The 20410-nt window shown below is 27.5% G+C and carries 20 protein-coding genes; 15 read left to right on the top strand and 5 right to left on the bottom strand.

Annotated features, from left to right (window positions below):
* The first annotated feature begins 157 nt into the window (after nt 1–157).
* Together ACQZHJ_RS14445 and rlmD are read left to right on the top strand one after the other, a co-directional pair.
* The gene (locus ACQZHJ_RS14445; protein ID WP_430486255.1) at nt 158–616 is read left to right on the top strand and encodes a hypothetical protein; all 459 of its coding nucleotides are present in this window, start codon (nt 158–160) and stop codon (nt 614–616) included.
* 31 nt (nt 617–647) lie between these two features.
* Nucleotides 648–2006: a 23S rRNA (uracil(1939)-C(5))-methyltransferase RlmD gene (gene rlmD / locus ACQZHJ_RS14440; RefSeq protein ID WP_430486254.1), complete on the top strand. Its 1359-nt coding sequence runs from the start codon at nt 648–650 to the stop codon at nt 2004–2006.
* Nucleotides 2007–2121: 115 nt separating this feature from the next.
* Here the strand turns inward: rlmD and tnpA are convergent, their stop codons facing one another.
* Together tnpA and ACQZHJ_RS14430 are read right to left on the bottom strand one after the other, a co-directional pair.
* Nucleotides 2122–2577, bottom strand: coding sequence for an IS200/IS605 family transposase (gene tnpA / locus ACQZHJ_RS14435; protein WP_124044959.1), 456 nt, complete (start codon nt 2575–2577; stop codon nt 2122–2124).
* Between the two features lie 288 nt (nt 2578–2865).
* Nucleotides 2866–4287 carry an MFS transporter gene (locus ACQZHJ_RS14430; RefSeq protein WP_430486253.1) on the bottom strand — a complete coding sequence of 474 codons (1422 nt, stop codon included), beginning with the start codon at nt 4285–4287 and terminating at the stop codon, nt 2866–2868.
* A gap of 354 nt (nt 4288–4641) precedes the next feature.
* Here ACQZHJ_RS14430 and ACQZHJ_RS14425 point away from each other — a divergent pair, with 354 nt between their 5' ends.
* Nucleotides 4642–5091, top strand: coding sequence for a GNAT family N-acetyltransferase (locus ACQZHJ_RS14425; RefSeq protein ID WP_430486252.1), 450 nt, complete (start codon nt 4642–4644; stop codon nt 5089–5091).
* 141 nt (nt 5092–5232) lie between these two features.
* Here the strand turns inward: ACQZHJ_RS14425 and ACQZHJ_RS14420 are convergent, their stop codons facing one another.
* Nucleotides 5233–6093: a 50S ribosomal protein L11 methyltransferase gene (locus ACQZHJ_RS14420; protein ID WP_430486251.1), complete on the bottom strand. Its 861-nt coding sequence runs from the start codon at nt 6091–6093 to the stop codon at nt 5233–5235.
* A gap of 201 nt (nt 6094–6294) precedes the next feature.
* Here ACQZHJ_RS14420 and ACQZHJ_RS14415 point away from each other — a divergent pair, with 201 nt between their 5' ends.
* The 10 genes from ACQZHJ_RS14415 (at nt 6295) to hepT (ending at nt 16693) form a co-directional block, all read left to right on the top strand.
* Nucleotides 6295–8052: an SUV3 family DEAD/DEAH box RNA helicase gene (locus ACQZHJ_RS14415; protein WP_430486250.1), complete on the top strand. Its 1758-nt coding sequence runs from the start codon at nt 6295–6297 to the stop codon at nt 8050–8052.
* Nucleotides 8053–8064: 12 nt separating this feature from the next.
* On the top strand, nt 8065–8352 hold the full coding sequence (locus tag ACQZHJ_RS14410; protein WP_430486249.1) for a DUF503 domain-containing protein: 288 nt from the start codon (nt 8065–8067) through the stop codon (nt 8350–8352).
* 173 nt (nt 8353–8525) lie between these two features.
* Nucleotides 8526–8921, top strand: a complete 396-nt coding sequence (locus ACQZHJ_RS14405) for a hypothetical protein (RefSeq protein WP_430486248.1) — start codon at nt 8526–8528, stop codon at nt 8919–8921.
* A gap of 373 nt (nt 8922–9294) precedes the next feature.
* Complete coding sequence (locus tag ACQZHJ_RS14400; protein ID WP_430486247.1) at nt 9295–9678, top strand: hypothetical protein; 384 nt, start codon at nt 9295–9297, stop codon at nt 9676–9678.
* Between the two features lie 20 nt (nt 9679–9698).
* On the top strand, nt 9699–10748 hold the full coding sequence (locus ACQZHJ_RS14395) for a hypothetical protein (protein WP_430486246.1): 1050 nt from the start codon (nt 9699–9701) through the stop codon (nt 10746–10748).
* Nucleotides 10749–10868: 120 nt separating this feature from the next.
* Nucleotides 10869–11567, top strand: coding sequence for a response regulator transcription factor (locus tag ACQZHJ_RS14390; protein WP_430486245.1), 699 nt, complete (start codon nt 10869–10871; stop codon nt 11565–11567).
* Nucleotides 11557–13002 (top strand): sensor histidine kinase, encoded by a 1446-nt coding sequence (locus ACQZHJ_RS14385; RefSeq protein WP_430486244.1) that lies wholly within the window; start codon nt 11557–11559, stop codon nt 13000–13002. The genes ACQZHJ_RS14390 and ACQZHJ_RS14385 overlap by 11 nt, the downstream gene beginning before the upstream one ends.
* Before the next feature lie 133 nt (nt 13003–13135).
* Nucleotides 13136–14377 carry a hypothetical protein gene (locus ACQZHJ_RS14380; protein ID WP_430486243.1) on the top strand — a complete coding sequence of 414 codons (1242 nt, stop codon included), beginning with the start codon at nt 13136–13138 and terminating at the stop codon, nt 14375–14377.
* 20 nt (nt 14378–14397) lie between these two features.
* Nucleotides 14398–15642 carry a hypothetical protein gene (locus ACQZHJ_RS14375; RefSeq protein WP_430486242.1) on the top strand — a complete coding sequence of 415 codons (1245 nt, stop codon included), beginning with the start codon at nt 14398–14400 and terminating at the stop codon, nt 15640–15642.
* A gap of 634 nt (nt 15643–16276) precedes the next feature.
* The gene (hepT, locus tag ACQZHJ_RS14370; RefSeq protein ID WP_430486241.1) at nt 16277–16693 is read left to right on the top strand and encodes a type VII toxin-antitoxin system HepT family RNase toxin; all 417 of its coding nucleotides are present in this window, start codon (nt 16277–16279) and stop codon (nt 16691–16693) included.
* A 50-nt stretch (nt 16694–16743) separates the two neighbouring features.
* Here the strand turns inward: hepT and ACQZHJ_RS14365 are convergent, their stop codons facing one another.
* Complete coding sequence (locus tag ACQZHJ_RS14365) at nt 16744–17523, bottom strand: EFR1 family ferrodoxin (protein WP_430486240.1); 780 nt, start codon at nt 17521–17523, stop codon at nt 16744–16746.
* Between the two features lie 173 nt (nt 17524–17696).
* Here ACQZHJ_RS14365 and ACQZHJ_RS14360 point away from each other — a divergent pair, with 173 nt between their 5' ends.
* Both ACQZHJ_RS14360 and ACQZHJ_RS14355 read left to right on the top strand, forming a co-directional pair.
* A complete protein-coding gene (locus ACQZHJ_RS14360) occupies nt 17697–19205 on the top strand; it encodes an ABC transporter permease subunit (RefSeq protein WP_430486239.1) in 1509 nt (502 codons plus the stop codon).
* A 17-nt stretch (nt 19206–19222) separates the two neighbouring features.
* A complete protein-coding gene (locus ACQZHJ_RS14355; protein WP_430486238.1) occupies nt 19223–19960 on the top strand; it encodes an amino acid ABC transporter ATP-binding protein in 738 nt (245 codons plus the stop codon).
* A gap of 87 nt (nt 19961–20047) precedes the next feature.
* Here the strand turns inward: ACQZHJ_RS14355 and ACQZHJ_RS14350 are convergent, their stop codons facing one another.
* The gene (locus ACQZHJ_RS14350) at nt 20048–20353 is read right to left on the bottom strand and encodes a PadR family transcriptional regulator (protein ID WP_430486237.1); all 306 of its coding nucleotides are present in this window, start codon (nt 20351–20353) and stop codon (nt 20048–20050) included.
* Between the last annotated feature and the right edge of the window lie 57 nt (nt 20354–20410).

The raw sequence follows: 20410 nt of genomic DNA, 5'->3' as shown, positions 1-20410 counted from the left end.
TTATAATCTTCTCTTTTATTTTTAATAATTAAAATGTAATAGTTTTGCCATAATAATACACTATAATTTAAATAGATTTGATTTACATAATAGAATAAATATAGTATATTTAATTAATGTATTTCAGAATAATATTTAATGCTTTTAGGAGGATATTATGGACGATAATAAGTTCACTAAAAAGCAAGAAGATGCTTTAAAAAGTGATGAAACAACAATAACAAATGAAGAACCAAAAACAGACTTATACGAGAGAGAAGCAGCTTTACTAGAAACAGTAGCTTTAGATACAAATACTATGGCTATTGATAATGATGAATTTATGGATAAAAAAGAAGCAGTTAAAGAAAATACAAGTAAAACAAAAGGTAAAGAAGTATCTTTTTTCAAAAGAATACTTGAAGGGGTTATTGATCAAGCAATAGTGTTATTATTATCTTTAGGAGGATTTTTCTTAGTTGATTTATTAATGAGACCTTTCGGTTTTAAAATATCACCTGAGGGAAGAATACCTTTTTATTTTGTAATATTTGTTGTTATGAACATACTTTACAGAGCTATAATGGAGGGTAAGAAATTTAAACTAACATTAGGCGAAAGAGTATTTAGAAAATAAATTATAATTTTGTTAGTAAGGGAGATAACTAATGAGAAAAGGTAGTGAAATAGAATTATTAATAGAGGGAATAGAGTTCCCTGCTAAAGGATTCGGTTTTGTAGATGGATTAAAAGTCTACGCAAAAGGTACTTATCCAGGACAAAGAGTTTTTGGAAGAGTAACTAAAAAAAGAAAAGAATATGCAGAGCTTAGAGTTTCTGAGGTTAGAGAAAGAGCTAACTATGAAGAAGATAAGAAATGTCCTCACTTTGGAGTATGTGGTGGATGTTCTTCACAAACAATTCCTTATGAAAAGCAGTTAGACTTAAAGGTTGAGCAAGTTAAGAAATTATTTGAAGATGCTGAAGTTACAACTGGTGATTTCTTAGGAATAGAAACTAGCCCAGTTCAATGGGAGTACAGAAATAAGATGGAATACACTTTTGGTGATGAAGAAAAGGGTGGTCCACTTACTCTTGGAATGCATATGAAAGGAAAATCTTTTGGAATAGTAAATGTAGATGAGTGTGTATTAGTTGATGAAGATTTCAGAAACATATTAGATACTACAGTTAAATATTTCAGAGAAAAAGAATTACCTTTCTATAGAATAATGCCTAGAACAGGTTATTTAAGATATTTAGTTGTGAGAAAGAGTGTTAAGACAGAAGAGATTCTTGTAAACTTAGTTACAACTACTCAAATAGACTTTGATTTAACAGAGTTTACTGAGCTTATAAAAGGGTTAGATTTAAAAGGAAAGTTAAAATCAATAATACATACAGAAAGTGATACTTTATCAGAGGCTGTTATACCAGATAAAGTGAATATTCTTTATGGAGATGATTTCATAACAGAGAACCTTTTAGGATTAAACTTTAAAATATCACCATTCTCATTCTTCCAAACAAACTCATTAGGAGCTGAGAAATTATACAGCATAGTAAGAGATTTTATGGGAAATTCTGCTGATAACAAGGTTGTATTTGACCTTTATTGTGGAACAGGAACTATTGGCCAAATAGCAGCAGGAAAAGCTTCTAAAGTTATAGGAATAGAACTTATAGAAGAAGCAGTAGTTGCGGCAAATGAGAATGCTAAATTAAATGGATTAAACAACTGTAACTTCATAGCAGGTGATGTAGCTAAGGTTATAACAACTATCAAGGATAAACCAGATATAATAATCTTAGACCCACCAAGAAGTGGAGTTCATCCAAAAGCTTTAGACTACGTTATAAAGTTTGATGCTCCACAAATAATATATGTTTCATGTAACCCTAAAACTTTAGTAACTGACTTAAAAGTTCTAGAAGCTAAGGGATATGAAATAGAAAAGACTCTACTTATGGATATGTTCCCTAACACTCCACATGTAGAGACTATTGTTAAATTAAATAAAAGATAATTTAAATAATAAAAATCCACCAGCTTAGCTGGTGGTATTTCCTCAGCCCTATAAGGGCATGCTACTTGCGTTGCGTCTTAAGACGCTTAAATTGGTCCGCCAGCCGCATACTTCTTTACTTGCTACCCTTAAAAGGGTCCATATATTCTTTTATACTAATTTGATCAGCTATCATATCTTCTTGTTCTTGATTTCTTATATATTCTTCAATTGCCTTCTTATTTTTTCCGACAGTATCAACGTAAAATCCTCTGCACCAGAAATGTCTATTTCCATATTTATATTTTAAATTTGAAAACTTCTCAAAAATCATAAGACTACTCTTACCTTTTAAAAATCCAACGAAACTTGAAACACTCATTTTTGGTGGTATTTCAACAAGCATATGTATATGGTCTACGCAAGCGTGCGCTTCGACTATCTTAACTCCTTTCCATTCACAAAGCTGTCTTAATATCTTACCTATCTCTTGTTTTTTCTCTCCATATATTTCTTTCCTTCTGTATTTTGGTGCAAATACTATATGATATTTACAATTCCATTTTGTATGTGCTAAACTGTTTGTATCCATTTAAAAACCTCCCTTTGTTACGAAAATTGGCTGCGAACCTATTTTCATTTTAACAAAAGGAGGTTTTTTATTACATCGCTAAAACTCATCTGAACACACTCGCATAGCGAGTGGTTTTCATTAAACAATAAAAATACCACCAAGTAAATTTGGTGGTATTTTTTATTAAGGTATTAAATATTTTTCTATAAATATTCTCATTGGGTTTATATTTTAAGATTCTAGTCAATAAAAACTCTAATTAGTCTATTCAAAAGTAAACTAATCAGAGTTTTAAATATTAAAAGTTTATTTTATATTTTCTTCTATGCTATCATCAACAGAGGCAACTGCTGTTTCAGCTTGAACTTCCATAACATCTGGTTCATGATTAGCTCTATTATATTTTTTAGTAAACACTATGAGAAGCAATATACTTGCTATAAAATATAATGTACCTGCAATATAATAAGCTTTTCCGTAACCAGCATTAGTTTTAAATAAGAAGTTTCTTGTAAAAATTCCAGCAAGAATACCTATTAATGAGTTAACAACTAAAATAAGAGAATTATATGTTGCGACAAGGTTTTTAGGTACAAAAGTTAATGGTAGTGAACTTTGTAGTGGTGCAGTTGCGTTTGCAAAGCCTGATCTTAAGAATAAAACTACCCCAATAACTAAAGCAACATTACTACCAAAAATAGCTCCTTTAGACATTAGGAACATTAGTGGTAAACATAAAATTGTCATTAATGAAATTGATACAATTGAACCAAATTTCTTTTCTAAATATGGTGTGCAGAAGAAACCTATTACCATAGCAAGTGTTTGTAATGTAAGGATTTTTGTAGTTGTATCTATACTTATATGTAAGATGTCATTTAAGTAAACTGGGAAGAATGGTGTTATTAGCATTGCACCAAATCTAATTAATCCCATTATTACTATCCATAGGATAACATATTTATTTAATAGCGGCTTTAAATCTAACTTCTTAGTAGATTTTTTAGCTTTTAATTCTTCTTCAGTTTCTCTATAGTCTTCAACTTGTTCCTTTAAGAATAATAAGAATAAAGAGGAAATAACTATAAGAATAATTGCAATCCAAAGAACAAATTTATAAGAATTTGCATAAGCTGTTAATTGCACTGGATTTAATGTAGCTTGGTTTTCAGATAAAATAGCAGCATTTTCATAAGAAATTCCTAAAAGATTAGAAAGTTTCCAAACAACTATTTTACCAGAAAAGAAAGTTAAGATAGCTTGGGAAATTAAATTACAATACATAACTCTTGAAAACATTTTTGTTCTTTCTTCTCTAGGTGTATATGCTGTAAACATTACAGGATATATACAATCAAACATTGCAATACCTATATTAAGTACAATATAAGCAAGTGCAATTATAGTATTTTGTTTATAGTAAATACAGACAACAAGGCCTAAAGCTGACATTATTGGAGCTGTTAAAATTAATTTTTTAAATCCAATTTTATGAGTTAGTAGTAACAATAGAGCAAGTATAAATGTTCCTATTGACATATATGATGGTAATGCTTTTACTACATCAGGAACAGTTATATTTAAATAAGATAAAAATACATTATTTGTTATTCCAGTTACAGCACCCATAAAAATATAACAGAGTATAAACATAGCACAGTTATATTTCCATCTCTTGTTCCAATTTTGATCTTTACTGGTTATTAAATTAATTAACCCAGATTCCATAATAAATACCCCCAATTATTTGTAAATTTGTCTACGTTTTCAATATAAATCATAATATTTTAAGGTAAAAAATTCAAAATGATAAAAAAATCATTATGTGAAAAAAAGGTTATAAAAATAATTAAAATTTTAAAAATACACATGTCCTTCATACAAATTCAAACAATTAACAATGTTTTAAAATAAAATTCATATTTTTATAACATAAATGTAAAAAAATTGATTTTTGCAAATGGAAAATCTGATGTAATATATAATAAAGTTAATTCAGAAGGTATTATTAAAATCTTATTTATTAGATATTAAAATATTTGATTTAGATAGGTTTGAATTTATAATTAGGAGGGGTTACCTATGATAAAAAGTGTAGAGAATATAGAATTAAAAAAAGATCTTGCTTATAACTTAATGAGTGATTTTAAAGATGAAATTCACAACAAAAACATATTAGAAAAAATAATAGAAAGAATAGAAAAAATACCTTTTTACACATATATAGAGGAAGGAAAGGAAATTGGATTTCTTTCAATGAAGCCTCTTACAGAAGAATCAGCAGATATTTATTTTATAAAAATGCTTGAAGGATATGAAGAAAAGGGATATGAACAAATTCTTATAAACAATATTGCAGCTTTTTATAAAGAAAAAGGATACAAGCTTTTAAGAGTTAAGGTACTAGCTGATGGAAATCATGATGATTTAATAAACTTCTATAAAACTGTTGGTTTCTTTAAACTTGAAGAAAGAATTGAATTAGAAGATAGAGAAAATAAAGTTTTAGTAATGATTAGACCTTTGGTTTAAAACATAGCAAACAAAAAAATAGATAATAGTTGAAAAATAATATATGTTTTTTAACTATGAGAAATTTAAAATGCAAAAAGAGATTATATCAAATAAAATGTATTAAAAATTTATTTTGATATAATCTCTTTTATTTATGTATTATTTAGTAAAGATAGCAGTACACCACTCATTAGTTTGGAACTTATTATCTAACTTAAATCCTTTAGCTTCAACTTTTTCACGAACCCAGTCAAAGCTCCATTCAACAAGGCCAGATACTAAAAGCTTACCATCATTATTTATATGTTCATCAATAAAATCCATAAACATTTCAGTTTCTTCTCCACCTATATTTATGAAAATCCAATCAAATTTCTCATTTAATTTATATGTATCATCAAGCACATTACCAACAAATACTTTTATGTTTTCTAGTTCATTTAAAGAAGCATTTAGAAGAACCTCATCTTCAACATCTCTTATATCAACAGCAATTACCTTAGAAGCTCCTTTTACAGCAGCAGCCACAGAAAGTATTCCAGAGCCAGTACCTAGATCAAGTAGAGATTTATTTTCAAAGTCCTCTTCAACTATGAATTTTAATATGTCTTGAGTAGTTTCATGCAAGCCAGTTCCAAAAGCACCTTGAGGAGTAAAGAAAATTTCTTTTTTATCTTCAAAACTTTCAGTTGGTGCACATAAAACCCACTCATCATTTAAATGAATCGGATCTATATAGAACTCTTCAAATTCATTTTTAATTTCATCAACTGAAGTTGGTTCATCTTTTAATAAAGCAGAAACTTCATTTTTAAAGATTTCTAAATCCTCTAAAGTACCATCAAAAGCAACCTTTAAATCAACTATAACGCCTTCTTTTTCAACATATCCATAACCAAACATATCAGTTGTTATTTCTAATGGTGATTCGTAGTAAGCATTAAAAATATCATTTATTTGTAGTAGTTCTATCTTTTCATCTACAAGTTCTCTTGGTGTTTTATAAGTAATTATAAACATTATGTATTCTCCTTAGATTAAGTTTTTATTATTCATATAAAGATTATAGCATATTAAAATTATAGACTAATTTATTAATATTAAAGCGTCTTTTGAGAAAAATAAATATATAGAAAATTCAAGGTTTGAGATATTAATAGAAAAAGATTACAATTAAGGAAGAGGTTAAATTATTAGGAGTTTTAACTTGGAGGAATTTTAATGAAAAAAAATGCAGCTCAAAGGGAGTATAAAAAACTATCAGGTCAAATAAGTCAGATTGAGAATATAGTAAAACATTCAAAAGCAGGGGCTTTATTTGAACATGAATCAACCTTAAGAAAAAAAATATTACAGCTAAAAGAAATGGAAAATCAGGGCTTAAAAGGATATGAAGCTCTTTATAATAGATATGAAGAATTACTAGAAGAAGTAGGAAAGAGGATATTAGAAAATTATAATAAGAAAAATGATACAACATTTGATTTTTATGATGTTCTAAGAAATAACTATAATGTATTTTTAAACTCTGGAATAATGACTCTTCTTGTAAAACATCATATACCAGAGCTAATATCTAAAGAGTTTGATGAGAAGTTTCCTGCTAATCCAAAGGATGAGTATCATCATACAAGAAGACTTAAAAGAAAGTTTTATCTTCATTTAGGAGAGACAAACACAGGAAAAACTTATACAGCTATGCAAAGACTTAAAGAGGTTAGAAAAGGGGTATATTTATCACCACTTAGAATTCTAGCTTTAGAGAACTTTGAAAGACTTAATAATGAAGGTGTTAAATGTAATCTTCTAACTGGAGAAGAAGAAATAATATTTGAAGATGCAACTCATGTTTCATGTACTATAGAAAAAGCTAATATACATGAAAGATATGATGTAGCAGTAATAGATGAAATTCAGATGATTGATGATTCTCAGAGGGGATATGCTTGGACTAGAGCCTTATTAGGATTATATTGTAATGAAATACATATATGTGGAGCATTTAATGCTAGAAATATACTGAAAGAGATAATAGAAGATTGTGAAGATGATTATGAAATAATTGAATATCATAGGGATATTCCACTAATTGTTCAAGATAAAAGCTTCCATCCAAAGGATGTTGAAGAAGGCGATGCCTTAGTTTTATTTTCTAAAAAGAAAGTTCTTCAAATGGCAGAGCAGTATTCACAGATGGGAATTAAGTGTTCAATAATTTATGGTGATTTACCACCAGAGGTTAGAAAGAAGCAGTATGAGGAATTTATTACAGGTAAGAATAAGATTCTAATAACAACAGATGCAATTGGTATGGGAGTAAACCTTCCTATTAAAAGAATAATATTCTTATCTATAAGTAAGTTCGATGGAGAACAGATGAGGGAATTAACATCTCAAGAAGTGAAACAGATTGCAGGTAGAGCAGGAAGAAAAGGAATATATAATACAGGCTATGTTGCATCATATAGAGATAATGTAAACTTCATTGAGGAAAGATTAGAAGAAGAGGATGTTAGCATAAGTAGGGCAGTTTTAGGACCATCAGATGCAATATTAGAAATTGATAGTCTTCCTTTAAATGAAAAATTAGCTTTATGGAAAACTAAGAAAAGCGAGGTTCCTTATTATAGAAAGATGGACATAAGTGAATATTTAATAATTTTAGAAAGATTAAAAGCGTATAAATTATTTGAAGAAACTCAATGGGAACTTTTAAAGATACCTTTTGATATTTCCAAAGATGATTTAATGAATCAGTTTTTAAACTTTGTTGATCAGTTATTTATTAATGACCAAGAGGAACTTTTTAAACCACAATGTTATTCAGGGACTCTATATGATTTAGAAACATATTATCAAATGGTTAATATGTACTATTCATTTAGTAAAAGATTTAATTTAAACTTCGATTTAGAATGGATAGAAAATGAAAGACTTACTGTAAGTGAGGAAATAAATAATATTCTAATGAGAATATAAAAAGGTGATAAAATGAGAGTTTTAAACTTAAAAGTGACTTTAAGAGCTTCTTGGGTGCATTCTTTAAAAGAAAAAAGAATGGTTGTGAGAAGTATAGTTCAAAAATTAAAAAATAAATTCAATATTTCAGTTGCAGAAGTAGATGAGCAAGACATTCATCAAACTATAGTTATAGGAATTTCAGCAGTATGTGGAGATCAAAAACAAATTGATTCAACACAGGAGCATCTAATAGATTTTATAGAAGAAAATACAGATGCTGAATTAATGAGTATAGATAGTGATAACTATATATTTTAAGATTAAATTTTATATAGTGTTGATTTCTAGATATATCTATAAATCAGTACTGGTTTAAAATATAGGATTATAGAGAAGTGAAATGGAAATCTATATTCCAAAAGTTATTAAGTATAAGGCTTTTGAGTGAGGGGAAACTAAAGTAAAATAAACAAGCTTAGGAGGAATGTGATATGAATCCATATGAAGCACCAGAAAATAATTATTTACTAGTTATGCCTGATGGAAGAGCAGTAGGATTTGAGGAAAGTGAAATGGCTCAGGCATATGTAAATAGATATTATCAAGAAAAATTAGAAGTGTACTCTAATAAAGTTGATTTTTCAGATTTAGATATGACTGATGAAAAAGTAGCTGAAACAATATCTAGAGTTGTAGGTGTTGATGAAGGTTTATGTATTTTATATAACTTAGAAGAGGTTATTGCCAGCATACAAAAATCTTCAATCTTTGAAGATGAGAAGAATGAATTGATATCTAAATTAAGAGGCAGAAGAATAGAATTAAATATTAATGACTATCAAATTGATGACATATTAGCTAATGCTGAAGGTGTTATATATCAATAATAATTAAAACAGAGTTAAATTTATATATCAAATAAAAAGGTAGTAAATTTATGAATAGTATTATTAGGTTTGGGCAAGATAGTATTGTAACAGTAAGAAAGTCACGAGGGCTTTCAAAAGTTACATTTTGCATAGGCAAAACTTAACCTACTTAATAATCAATTATAATTATTATTAAGTCTCGAATGTGACAGCGGTTTAGTCACAAAAGGGAAGCTGTGAGTTAAATTTTATTTAGCTCATAGCTTTTCTTTTTATAATTGTAACTATTAATAAAATAATGAATATATGGAATAAAATGAGAAAATAAGATAAGATATAGTTATAAAAGTTTATAAGCTTTTATTGAAAATTAGTTGTTAAGGAGTTACATATGAAGAAAAAAAGTAAATTTAAAGGTTTAATTTTATTAGCTATTGTACTAATGGTTAGTATGCTTACTGGATGTGGAGCTAGTGATGGATGGAAAGTTATTTCTTTAGAAGAGGCTAATGGGGGAAAAGAAACTTTAAAAGTTGTTAAGGAAAGTGATGTTAAAACACTAGGAGAGGATTCTATATTTCATGTACCATCAATGTTTGATGCTAGTAGGAGAGAATTTCTACAATATCAGTATGTAATTGATGATATTGGAAATGGAAAAGAAGTTATTAAAAATGTTTATAATGGAGAAACAATAGAGGTAAATAAAGATAAATTTGGAGAAGATGAAACTGTTAAGTCTATATTAGCTAGCGGGATAAATTTAAAGGTTTAATTTTATTAGCTATTGTACTAATGGTTAGTATGCTTACTGGATGTGGAGCTAGTGATGGATGGAAAGTTATTTCTTTAGAAGAGGCTAATGGGGGAAAAGAAACTTTAAAAGTTGTTAAGGAAAGTGATGTTAAAACACTAGGAGAGGATTCTATATTTCATGTACCATCAATGTTTGATGCTAGTAGGAGAGAATTTCTACAATATCAGTATGTAATTGATGATATTGGAAATGGAAAAGAAGTTATTAAAAATGTTTATAATGGAGAAACAATAGAGGTAAATAAAGATAAATTTGGAGAAGATGAAACTGTTAAGTCTATATTAGCTAGCGGGATAAATTCATATATTATAGATAATTATATAATAATTTATGTACCTAATCCTGATTACAAAGAAAGTGACAAACATGTTGGAGAGTATAAGGAGATAAAGTGGTACAACTTAGAAACTGAAGAGTGGAATAAATATGAATGTAAAAAGGATGATTATATTACTCATATAGTTATAGGTTACTATGATAATAAAGTTTATACTTTATTATATGAAGATAATAAAGAGGTTGATGATGATAACTTAATTGAAAATACAAATGAAAAAATACAGTGTTTAAATCTAAAAACAGCAGAGTTAAAAATTGAAAAAAATCTAGATATTAAGGGAACAGCCTACTTAGATTTTGATTATTTAGATAAAAACAGAATGATATTTACAAATGTTCCCAATCCTAAGACTGTAGTTAGAGTATTGGATTTTAAAAATAGAATTTTTAGTGAATTACTCAATAAAGATTTAAGTGCAGATACATCTACGTACATGCTTACTGATAATTTCTCCCCTTTAAAAGATAGATTTTTTTATACTACTGAAAATGATGGAATTATTTCAGTTTATGTAATGGTAGTTGGAGAAGATGATAAAGTAAAAGCAGAGGGGAAAGTTTTTGAATATAAAAAAGGTGATGAACTTCATATAAATTGGGATAAGAGTGGTAAGAAATTAATTATAAGTGAAAACATAGCTTTAAATGGAACACCACAGAATTATAGAGTATTAGAATTTAATATGTAGAATAAAAAAACTTCTATCAAATTTGGTAGAAGTTTTTTTACTTTGGTAAAGAGTTGATAACAATTGAAACTTCCTAATATAGTAAAATTAAAGTGAGTTTTAATTTTTAGGAGAGAGTTTATGAAAGATAAAATATTGATAATTGAAGATGAACCAGATATACAAAATATACTTAGATATTCTCTTATGAAAGAAGGATATAAAGTTAGATGTGTTGGTAATGGAAATGATGGTATAGATGTATTTAAAAGTTTTAAGCCAGATTTAGTTTTCTTAGATTTAATGTTGCCTGATATTAGTGGTTTTGATGTTTGTAGAGAGATTACTAAATTAGATGCAAATATAATAATGCTTACTGCTAGGGATGATATCGTGGACAAGGTTTTAGGATTAGAACTTGGTGCAGAGGATTATATGACAAAGCCATTTGATATAAGAGAATGTATTGCTAGAGCAAAGGTGGCTTTAAGAAGAAAGAAAAAATTACTTGTGGAAAATAAAACAGAAGATAAAAAAGAAATAATTCATTATGGAAATATAGAGGTTAGAAAGCAATCAAGAAAGGTTTATTTAGCAGGAAAAGAAATTAAATTTAAGCCAAAAGAAATAGAGTTGCTTTTTTATTTTATAGAAAATGTTAATATTGCCCTTTCAAGAGATCAAATACTTGATGGAGTGTGGGGAGATGAGTATGTAGGAGATTTTAGAACGGTTGATGTTCATGTAAGAAGGTTAAGACAAAAGCTTCAAAATGATGGGTTAATAGAAACTATATTTGGTCTTGGATATATGTTTAAGGGAGAAAATGATGAAGGTTAAGCATAAATTTGCAGGTGGTTTTCTTGGAATATTTATTGGAGCTTTTATAGTCTTAAATTACTTTTTGAATACTTCTTTTGTAAAATATCATGAGAATAAGATAAAAGAAGAAATGAATTCATTATATAAAAATAGCTATAGCATAGTTAGATTATATTTTCAGTTAAATAATCTTGAAGGAAATGAAAAAAACTTTACAAGATATATTCCTAATATATCGAACAGTATAAGTGAACAAAATAATTGTCAGATTGATATTTTTGATGAAAATTTATATAAGGAATATAGCTACTATTTAGATGATTATCTATTTGATTTTGAGGATGATGTAATTAGAGATGTTTTAGAGGCAGCTAAAGAAAATAAATCAGCTTTAAGTATATGGAGAAGTGAGAATAGAGTAACAGGCTATTTATCTTTTCCTATTTATGTAGATGAGAATTTTTTAGGAAATATGCTTATTAGTAAAGACTATTCAGAGGAGCATTTTGAACTTATGGTACTTATGAATAGCATAAGAATAATAGTTTCTATAACATTTTTAATAATGTTATTATTTTCTTATTTTTTAGCTGAAAGAATAATTAGGCCTTTGAGTTATATAAAGAAATCTTTCGAGAGCATAGGTAAAGGTGATTACAATATAAACCTAAAAGTTTATTCAAAAGATGAAATAGGAGAGCTATCTGAAGGTGTTAATAAGATGGCAGATAAGATAGAAGAGCAAATAGAAAAAATAAATACAGAAAAAGAAAAGGTATTAACCTTAGAGAAAACAAGGACTGAATTTTTTAATAATGTTACACATGAGTTAAAAACGCCATTAACTAATATTTCAGGATACGCTCAAATAATGAGTGAAGAGGATTTTAATGATGAGGATTTTAGAAGTTTTGCCTTAGATAGAATAGATAAGGAAAGTAAAAGAATGCATGAACTCATAGTAAGTTTAATTGAGGTTTCCAAGAATAAAAGTAGTATTGATGAAAAGAAAAGAGAGAATTTCAATATTAAAAGTATTATTGATGAAATAGCTGATGATCTTAGCATAAAGGCTAAAAGTCATGGAGTTACTATAAATAGAAGTATAGATGGGGTTTACTTTAATTGTATAGATGAAGAAATAAGAAGAATTATAATAAATATTTTAGATAATGCAATAAAGTATTCTTTAGACAATAAAGAGGTCTTACTTCAATGTTTTAAAGAAGGAGAAAATTTAATTATAAATATTGAAAATTATAGTGAGGAAATAAGTGAAGAGGGACTGAAAAAAATATTTGAACCATTTTATAGAGAAAATGTAAAAAAATCTAGATATTTAGGGGGAAATGGTTTAGGACTTTATATATGCCAAAGCTTAATAGAAAAATATCATGGAAGTATAACTTTTGAATATAAGGATGGAAAAGTCAAAGTAAGGGTTATCCTATAAGTTTAGTGAAATTAAATTCATAAATAAATTTTTTTAGCAATAATTTGGCAATAAGATTTAATTTTTTAGAAAAGACTCCAGGATAAAATATAGTAAAGATAAGGGGAAAATAAATTAATAAGGAGTTTTGGTTATGAAAAAAAGAAAAATTTTAAGCTTGATATTAGCTATAGTAAGTACAGTTACATTTGCTAGTGGACTGGTTTCATGTGATAAGGGAAATGAAGAAAGGAATGGAAAGGTTGTTATACTTTCTGATAATGCAGTAGATGATGCTGAAAATGAAAAAATTAAAGTTATAAATGAATATAACTTTGATTTAGGAGAGAGAGAAGGCAAATATGAAGGATTAAATTTAAATAGTGGTAAATTATATTTAGAAACTAAAGATGAATATGGAACTATTATAAAAATAGAAGAACTTATATTTCAAGATAGTGAAATTAAAAAGAAAGAAATTGATAACTTTCCTTTAAAGACGGAATTTAATGACTTATATTTTGTAGTTGGTATGTATAAGCACGAAATACTTGATGGTGGTAAAATGAGAATTTACGATGATGAGATTGGAAAAGAAATAGTAGTAGATTCTGAAAAGTTTAGAAAAGTAGATTTTGTAGATGAAATTATTAAAGATAATTTTAATAATAGTTTTTTACTTGAAGATTATTTTATTAACTTTAAATCAAGTAATGCGCCTAGTGATGAAAATGGAGAATCAGATTATGGAAGGTATTCTGAAATAAGATGGTATGACTTAGAAAAGGAGGAATGGAATAGTTTAGAGATACCAAAAGGAATGTTTTTAACCACACACATAATAGGTAAAGTTGATAATACTTTATTTATTGAAGGAGAAGATAGTAGGATTGCTCAATTTTCTAATAAGATATATTCCCTTGATTTAAAGAGTAGAGTTTTAAATCAAGAAATAGATTTTCAAGGAGAAGGAGAGGCATATTATTCTTTTGTACCATTAAGTAAAGAAAAAATTCTTGTTTGTGTAGGAACTGATGATGGACAGGAGATAAGAATGTTTGATTTAATAAATAAAGTACCTATATATTTATGTAATGGGGTAATTGAGAATACAAACTGGCAGATATATGATGCTATAACTCCTTCAAAAGATAAATTTTTTTATGGAATAGAAAATGGAGAAAATATTGATATAAGAGTTATTGGTTTAGGAAATAATGAAGTTGCTTCAGAAGGAAAAGTTTATGAGTATGATAAAAATAACAAAGATGAATATGATAGTACCATTTCACCTCAAATTATTTGGAGTGATGATGGAAATTACTTGATTATTGGTGAAAAAATTAAAGGGGAAAATAAATTTAAAAATTTAAAAATATTAGAATTAAATCAATAAATTTTTAAGGAGTTTTAGAAATGGGAGCTTGGGGAGGAAAAAAGTCTTTTATAAGTATAGCATTATCAATAGGTATTATAGGAAATTTTGTAGGATGTAATGAAGCAAATACACTTACTATTATTGAAAGTAATGTTGATGACAAGGCTTTAAAAGAAGAGTTTAAAATTAAAAATGAATATAATTTTTTAGTAGAAGATGAAGAGTTTGAGGGATATATAGTTTCAAGTGATAATGGACTATTTTTACAGAAGAGAGATGGAAATTATGAAATAAGTGAAAAATATGAAATTGTATTTGAAGGTGGAGTTGCTAAAAAAATTAAATGTGATGATTTAAATGATGAAAAAGATAATGCTTATATAAAAGAATTTAATGAAGAAGACATTATTAATGGGTATATATTTGAAGAAAAAGAAGAGCGTAAGGGTTGTTTTTTAGATGTTTTATCTGGAGAAGAATATATAGTTAATATAGATAATTTTAATAAAGATGGAATGGCTAAAAAAAGCTATGGAGAATACTCTAATAGTGATATTTATGATAATAAACTGATATTTTTCATAAATAGAAATCCAGGGAAAGTGGACTTTTTATCAGAAGATGATAGTAGATATAGTGAAATAAGATGGTATGACTTTGAAACAGAAGTCTGGGATAGCGTAGAAATATCAAAAAATCAACATTTGAGCGGTTCTATAATAGGAGCAGTAGATAATATTTTATATGTAACAGGAAATGAAGAATGGGGAAGTCAATATTCAAGCAAGATATATAGTATAGACTTAGAAAATAAAAAAATAAATGAAGAGAGAAAAATACAAAACCAAGGCGACATATATAATGATTGGAAAAGTATTAATAATGAATTGGTTTTAGCTATAGTTTCAGATAATGAAGGTAAAAAATTAAGAACTATAAATTTAAGGAATAAAGTTTTTTTAGATTTATTTCAGTATGATTATTCAGAAGAAATGTGGCTTGATGAAATTTTATCTCCAAGTAAAGATAGTATATTCATTAGAAAATTATATGATGGAAAAGGAGAAGTAAGCATTGTAAAACTAAAAGATGGTAATATAAATGGAGCCAAAAAGGTTTATGAGTACGGAAGAGAAAATATGAAGTTAATGGAAATTGGTGAAGAATCATATAAAAGAGGTGAACCACAAATTCTTTGGAGTAAGGGTGGTAAACACTTAATCATAGCAGAGAAAAAGATTGGTGATAAAAATATAGCTAATTTTAAAATTTTAGAATTTTAGAATTTAGCCAATAATTACATGAATATAACTTTTGAAAAAGGACAATATAATAGTGTAACGTGGAGGAGATGAAATTAAACAAAGTGATTATAGTAAGCTATGCTTTAAGTAATTCTTGTTTAACTTAGTAATTTAAGCACTTTATTAGTTAGATTGAAAAATATATTAATTAATAAATTAAGTTAAATTATTAAGATGTCTACCAAAAGTTACATTAAAAATCTTAGTGTATGGCAAGGTAATAATTAATTTTATTACGGAAGTGGCGTAACTTAGATTTTAGATTGAATTGATACTTAAATCTAAGTATAACTACTAAAATTTAAAGTCAATTCGTTGATTAGGTCTCCTTATTTCAAGCTATATAAGATGAATCTAAGGAGAATAATCAAAGATAAATGTATTAGGTAGTTTAATTAAATAGAGTTTGTTTAAATTATTAGGTACATTTATTTAAGAGAAAAGGAGCAAATTGTTTGTTTAGCAATTTGCTCCTTTTTGCTTTTAATATATACTTTTAAAGTAAATCACTCCAAAATAAAATATATAATTATATTATATATCCAAAACAAATAAAATTTAGAATTATGATATATAATATATTTAAAGAATACAAATGAGTAGGTGAATAAATATGGCAGTAAATAAAGAAAGAGTGAACAAAGATTTGAAATTCATAAGTGAAAGTATCAAAAAGTTAGAAATACTAAATAGATTGTCAGAAGATGAGTTTTTAAAAGATTTTAAAAATATAGATAGCACAAAGTATTTATTAAGAACATCAATAGAAGCAATGGTTGATTTATCAAATTATGTAGTTGTTTCAAATGGATGGGATTTACCAGAAAATATGGAACAGACGTTTAAGATACTTTGTGAAAAAGAAATAGTTAAAGAATATGAATTTGAAGAATATATGGAATTAATAAACTTAAAAGATAAATTAACCTTTATGTATGCATCCATAGAAGATGAGTTTATATATAATGAACTTAAAAAATCAATAACAAAATTAAAAAATATATCTGAGTCAATAAAAATATTAAAGTAAAATAAAGGTTGTATCAAAATACATTTAAAAATTTTGATACAACCTAATTTTTATTTTCTAAGAAGTTCAGAAGTTGAGATATAAGGATTTCTATATCTGTTTTTCCTTTTAGTTTTATTTCCTATGTTTATGAATTTATGAGGACAATTATTTATACATCCCATACAGTCACAACAGTTTCCTTTCCAATGAGGTTTTTCATTTATTATTTCTATATTTTTATTAGGACATACTTTAGAACATAGTCCACATCCAGTGCAAAGATCATTTGTATTGAAGTTTTTATCTTTATTTTTGAATTTGTTTTTCCACATATTATATAGAGCAGTATTTATCCCAACGAAACTTTCTTTTAACTCTTTAGTTTCTCTATTTATTACTGATAAAGTGAAATTTTCAATTTTAAATTTATTTGAATCAATAACTTTTTTCGCTTTATCACCTACCTTAGGGTTTCGTCCCATTCTTATATAATTTGAGTTCATCATAAATTTTTCGCCATTATGTAAAGATAAGCCTTTTTCTGAAAGTAGTTTGTTAATCATTCCAAAAGTTATACCTTTTCCACCACCAGTACACTCTGTAGCATATAGATAGGCATCTTTATTTAAGGATAACTTTTGAATGAAATCATGTACCATTGGGGGTAACCCACCAGCGTAAATAGGATAAACAAAACCTATGGTTTCTGACTCGTATGAAAACTCATTAGAGTAGTAAGCATCTACTATTGATATTATTTCAGCATCTTTTAAATGGCGTGCAATTTCCTTTGAGGTATATAGTGAGTTGCCTGAGGTTGAGAAATAAAAAATCAAATTTTTCTTCATAAAAATCCATCCTTATTAAAAATAATTTATTACATTCATTTTAATATTAAAAATACATAATTTCTATATAAAGGCTAAATATAATTAGAGTAGATTAATTTTAAAGTTGACAATTCCCATGGGAATTAATATAATTGAGACTATACTAAAAATGGAAAGAGGTAAGTAAGCTAATGAAGAAGAAATTGATGTTATTATTTCTAGCAATAAGTATTTTAATGACGGTTTTAGTTGGCTGTAGCAATACTAGTAATAATATTCAAAAAAAGAGCAATAATAAAGAAACAATAACAGTGGCAACTTCAGGAACATATTACCCGTTTACTTTTCTAGAAGGTGGGGAACTTAAAGGGTTTGAAGTTGATGTATGGAATGAAATAGGAAAGAGACTGGGGTATAATGTTGAGTTTAAAACTGCTTCTTTCAGCGGACTTTTTGGAATGCTAGAGAGTGGAAAGGTGGACACAATAGCTAACCAAATCACTATAACTCCAGAGAGAAAAGAAAAATATTATTTTTCTATTCCAAATGTTTATAGTGGAGCACAGATAATAGTTAAAAAGGGCAATGATTCAATTAAATCATTTGATGATTTAAAGGGGAAAAAAGTTGGAGTTGACCTTGGTAGTAACTATGAGAAAATAGTAAAAGATAAAGACAAAAATAATGAAATAAAAGTATTAACTTATCAGAATACAGATGCAGCATTTAATGAACTTTTATTAGGAAGAATAGATGCTGTTGTAATAGATAGAGTATCAGCTATTACTGCTATTAAAGAAAAAGATTTAAATTTACAGTTAGCAGGAGAACCAATAGATAAAATAGAAAATGCATATCCTTTTGTTAAAAATGAGGAAGGTAAAGTATTATCAGAGGATGCTAATAAAGCTTTAGAAGCAATGAAGCAAGATGGAACACTTAAGTCTATTTCAGAGAAATGGCTTGGGATGAACGTAACTGTTCCTAATAATCAAGAAAATGATAATCAGGCTATCACTAATAATAATAGTGGAAGTTTAAGTTTTGATTTTATGTATTCATTTGATTTAGTACCAACTTTATTAAGTGCTGTAAAAGTAACAATTTCTTTATCAGTATTTGGTATGATACTTGGATTAATAGTAGGTATAGCTCTTGCTATGATAAGAGTCTATAAAATGCCAGTGTTAAAGCAATTAGCAGAGGTTTATATATCATTCTTTAGAGGAACACCACTTCTAGTACAGTTATTTTTACTATACTTTGGTATACCTCAAGTTATACCAGCACTTCAAAATATGAGTGCATATACAGCGGCATTAATAGGATTAGGCCTTAATGCATCAGCTTACATAGCAGAGATTTTAAGAAGTTCAATAGATGCTATAGACAAAGGACAAATGGAAGCATGTCTTTCATTAGGAATGACTAGAGGGCAAGCATTAAAGAGAATAGTATTACCACAAGCATTTAGAATTGCTGTACCTCCTTTAGGAAATATATTTGTAGATACTGTAAAAGGTTCATCTTTGGCATTTACTTTAGGGGTTGTAGAACTTTTAGCTAAGGCTCAAATGGAAGCAGCAACAAGTTACAAATTCTTTGAAAGTTACGTTGTAGTAGCTATAATGTACTGGATAATCATAGGCTTCTTTAACTATCTACAAAAGATTTTAGAAAAGAAACTTTCAGTTTATTAGTGGAGGGGAGAGAAGTCATGATAAAGATTAATAATTTGAAAAAAAGCTATAAAAACTTAGAAGTTTTAAAAGACGTGAATTTAGACATTAAACAAGGTGAGGTAGTTGTTATAATAGGACCATCAGGTTCTGGAAAATCAACCTTCTTAAGATGCTTAAACTATTTAGAAACTCCAGATAAAGGGGAAATTCAACTTGGAGATGTTAAAATAAATGCTGAGAAAGTAAGCAAAAAAGAAATAAATAATCTAAGAAAACAGTCAGCTATGGTTTTCCAACACTACAATCTATTTAACAATAAAACAGTTTTACAAAATGTTATGGAAGCCTTAGTTGTAGTAGACAAAATGGATAAGAAAAAAGCTGAAGAAATAGCTTTAGAAAATTTAAGAAAAGTAGGTATGGTTGATAAAAAGGATAACTATCCTAGTACCTTATCAGGAGGACAAAAACAAAGGGTTAGTATAGCAAGAGCGATGGCTATTAATCCTAATGTGACACTGTTTGACGAACCTACATCAGCTTTAGATCCAGAATTAGTATCAGAAGTTCTAGCTGTTATAAAAGAGTTAGCAAAAGAGGACAAAACTATGATAATAGTTACTCATGAAATGAGTTTTGCAAAGGATGTTGCAGATAGAGTAGTCTTTATGGATGGTGGAGTAGTTATAGAGGAAGGCATTCCAGAGGAAATATTCAAAAATCCTAAAAATGAAAGAACAAAACAGTTCTTAGAAAGATTTATAGTAAGTTAAAAAAACTATGGTGGATTTAATCCACCATAGTTTTTGTTTTGATTTAAATAAATAGGTAAGTTGGATAACTATTTATTTAAATCAAAATTAATTTATTTCTTTGAATAATTCAAAAGCTTTTGTTTTTGCTTCTTCTAATATTTCATTTCCTTCTTCAGTTAAACTATAATACTTTCGTATTTTACCATCAATAAGCTTATCTTTTCTTATCAACAAACCATCTCTCTCCATGTTATGGAGTATTGGATAAAGAGTACCTGGACTCATTGAATATCCATGTTCACGAAGTTCTTCAATCATTTGTGAACCGAAGAAAGGGGATACTTTTGCATGGTGTAAAATATGAATATGTATAAACCCTAAAAAGAGCTTTCTTAAAACTTTTTCTTGCATTGGGTCATCTCCTATAATATAATGTATTTAAATTCGATATCGGAAATCGATAATTAG

It is taken from the genome of Clostridium sp. B9 (assembly GCF_050509515.1).
GTDB lineage: Bacteria > Bacillota > Clostridia > Clostridiales > Clostridiaceae > Sarcina.
This window is presented reverse-complemented; position numbering and strand designations above follow the sequence as displayed.

Coding starts and splice junctions, on each gene's coding strand:
- ACQZHJ_RS14445 (WP_430486255.1), top strand. CDS start 158: ATGGACGATAATAAGTTCACTAAAAAGCAAGAAGATGCTTTAAAAAGT.
- rlmD (WP_430486254.1), top strand. CDS start 648: ATGAGAAAAGGTAGTGAAATAGAATTATTAATAGAGGGAATAGAGTTC.
- tnpA (WP_124044959.1), bottom strand. CDS start 2,577: ATGGATACAAACAGTTTAGCACATACAAAATGGAATTGTAAATATCAT.
- ACQZHJ_RS14430 (WP_430486253.1), bottom strand. CDS start 4,287: ATGGAATCTGGGTTAATTAATTTAATAACCAGTAAAGATCAAAATTGG.
- ACQZHJ_RS14425 (WP_430486252.1), top strand. CDS start 4,642: ATGATAAAAAGTGTAGAGAATATAGAATTAAAAAAAGATCTTGCTTAT.
- ACQZHJ_RS14420 (WP_430486251.1), bottom strand. CDS start 6,093: ATGTTTATAATTACTTATAAAACACCAAGAGAACTTGTAGATGAAAAG.
- ACQZHJ_RS14415 (WP_430486250.1), top strand. CDS start 6,295: ATGAAAAAAAATGCAGCTCAAAGGGAGTATAAAAAACTATCAGGTCAA.
- ACQZHJ_RS14410 (WP_430486249.1), top strand. CDS start 8,065: ATGAGAGTTTTAAACTTAAAAGTGACTTTAAGAGCTTCTTGGGTGCAT.
- ACQZHJ_RS14405 (WP_430486248.1), top strand. CDS start 8,526: ATGAATCCATATGAAGCACCAGAAAATAATTATTTACTAGTTATGCCT.
- ACQZHJ_RS14400 (WP_430486247.1), top strand. CDS start 9,295: ATGAAGAAAAAAAGTAAATTTAAAGGTTTAATTTTATTAGCTATTGTA.
- ACQZHJ_RS14395 (WP_430486246.1), top strand. CDS start 9,699: ATGGTTAGTATGCTTACTGGATGTGGAGCTAGTGATGGATGGAAAGTT.
- ACQZHJ_RS14390 (WP_430486245.1), top strand. CDS start 10,869: ATGAAAGATAAAATATTGATAATTGAAGATGAACCAGATATACAAAAT.
- ACQZHJ_RS14385 (WP_430486244.1), top strand. CDS start 11,557: ATGAAGGTTAAGCATAAATTTGCAGGTGGTTTTCTTGGAATATTTATT.
- ACQZHJ_RS14380 (WP_430486243.1), top strand. CDS start 13,136: ATGAAAAAAAGAAAAATTTTAAGCTTGATATTAGCTATAGTAAGTACA.
- ACQZHJ_RS14375 (WP_430486242.1), top strand. CDS start 14,398: ATGGGAGCTTGGGGAGGAAAAAAGTCTTTTATAAGTATAGCATTATCA.
- hepT (WP_430486241.1), top strand. CDS start 16,277: ATGGCAGTAAATAAAGAAAGAGTGAACAAAGATTTGAAATTCATAAGT.
- ACQZHJ_RS14365 (WP_430486240.1), bottom strand. CDS start 17,523: ATGAAGAAAAATTTGATTTTTTATTTCTCAACCTCAGGCAACTCACTA.
- ACQZHJ_RS14360 (WP_430486239.1), top strand. CDS start 17,697: ATGAAGAAGAAATTGATGTTATTATTTCTAGCAATAAGTATTTTAATG.
- ACQZHJ_RS14355 (WP_430486238.1), top strand. CDS start 19,223: ATGATAAAGATTAATAATTTGAAAAAAAGCTATAAAAACTTAGAAGTT.
- ACQZHJ_RS14350 (WP_430486237.1), bottom strand. CDS start 20,353: ATGCAAGAAAAAGTTTTAAGAAAGCTCTTTTTAGGGTTTATACATATT.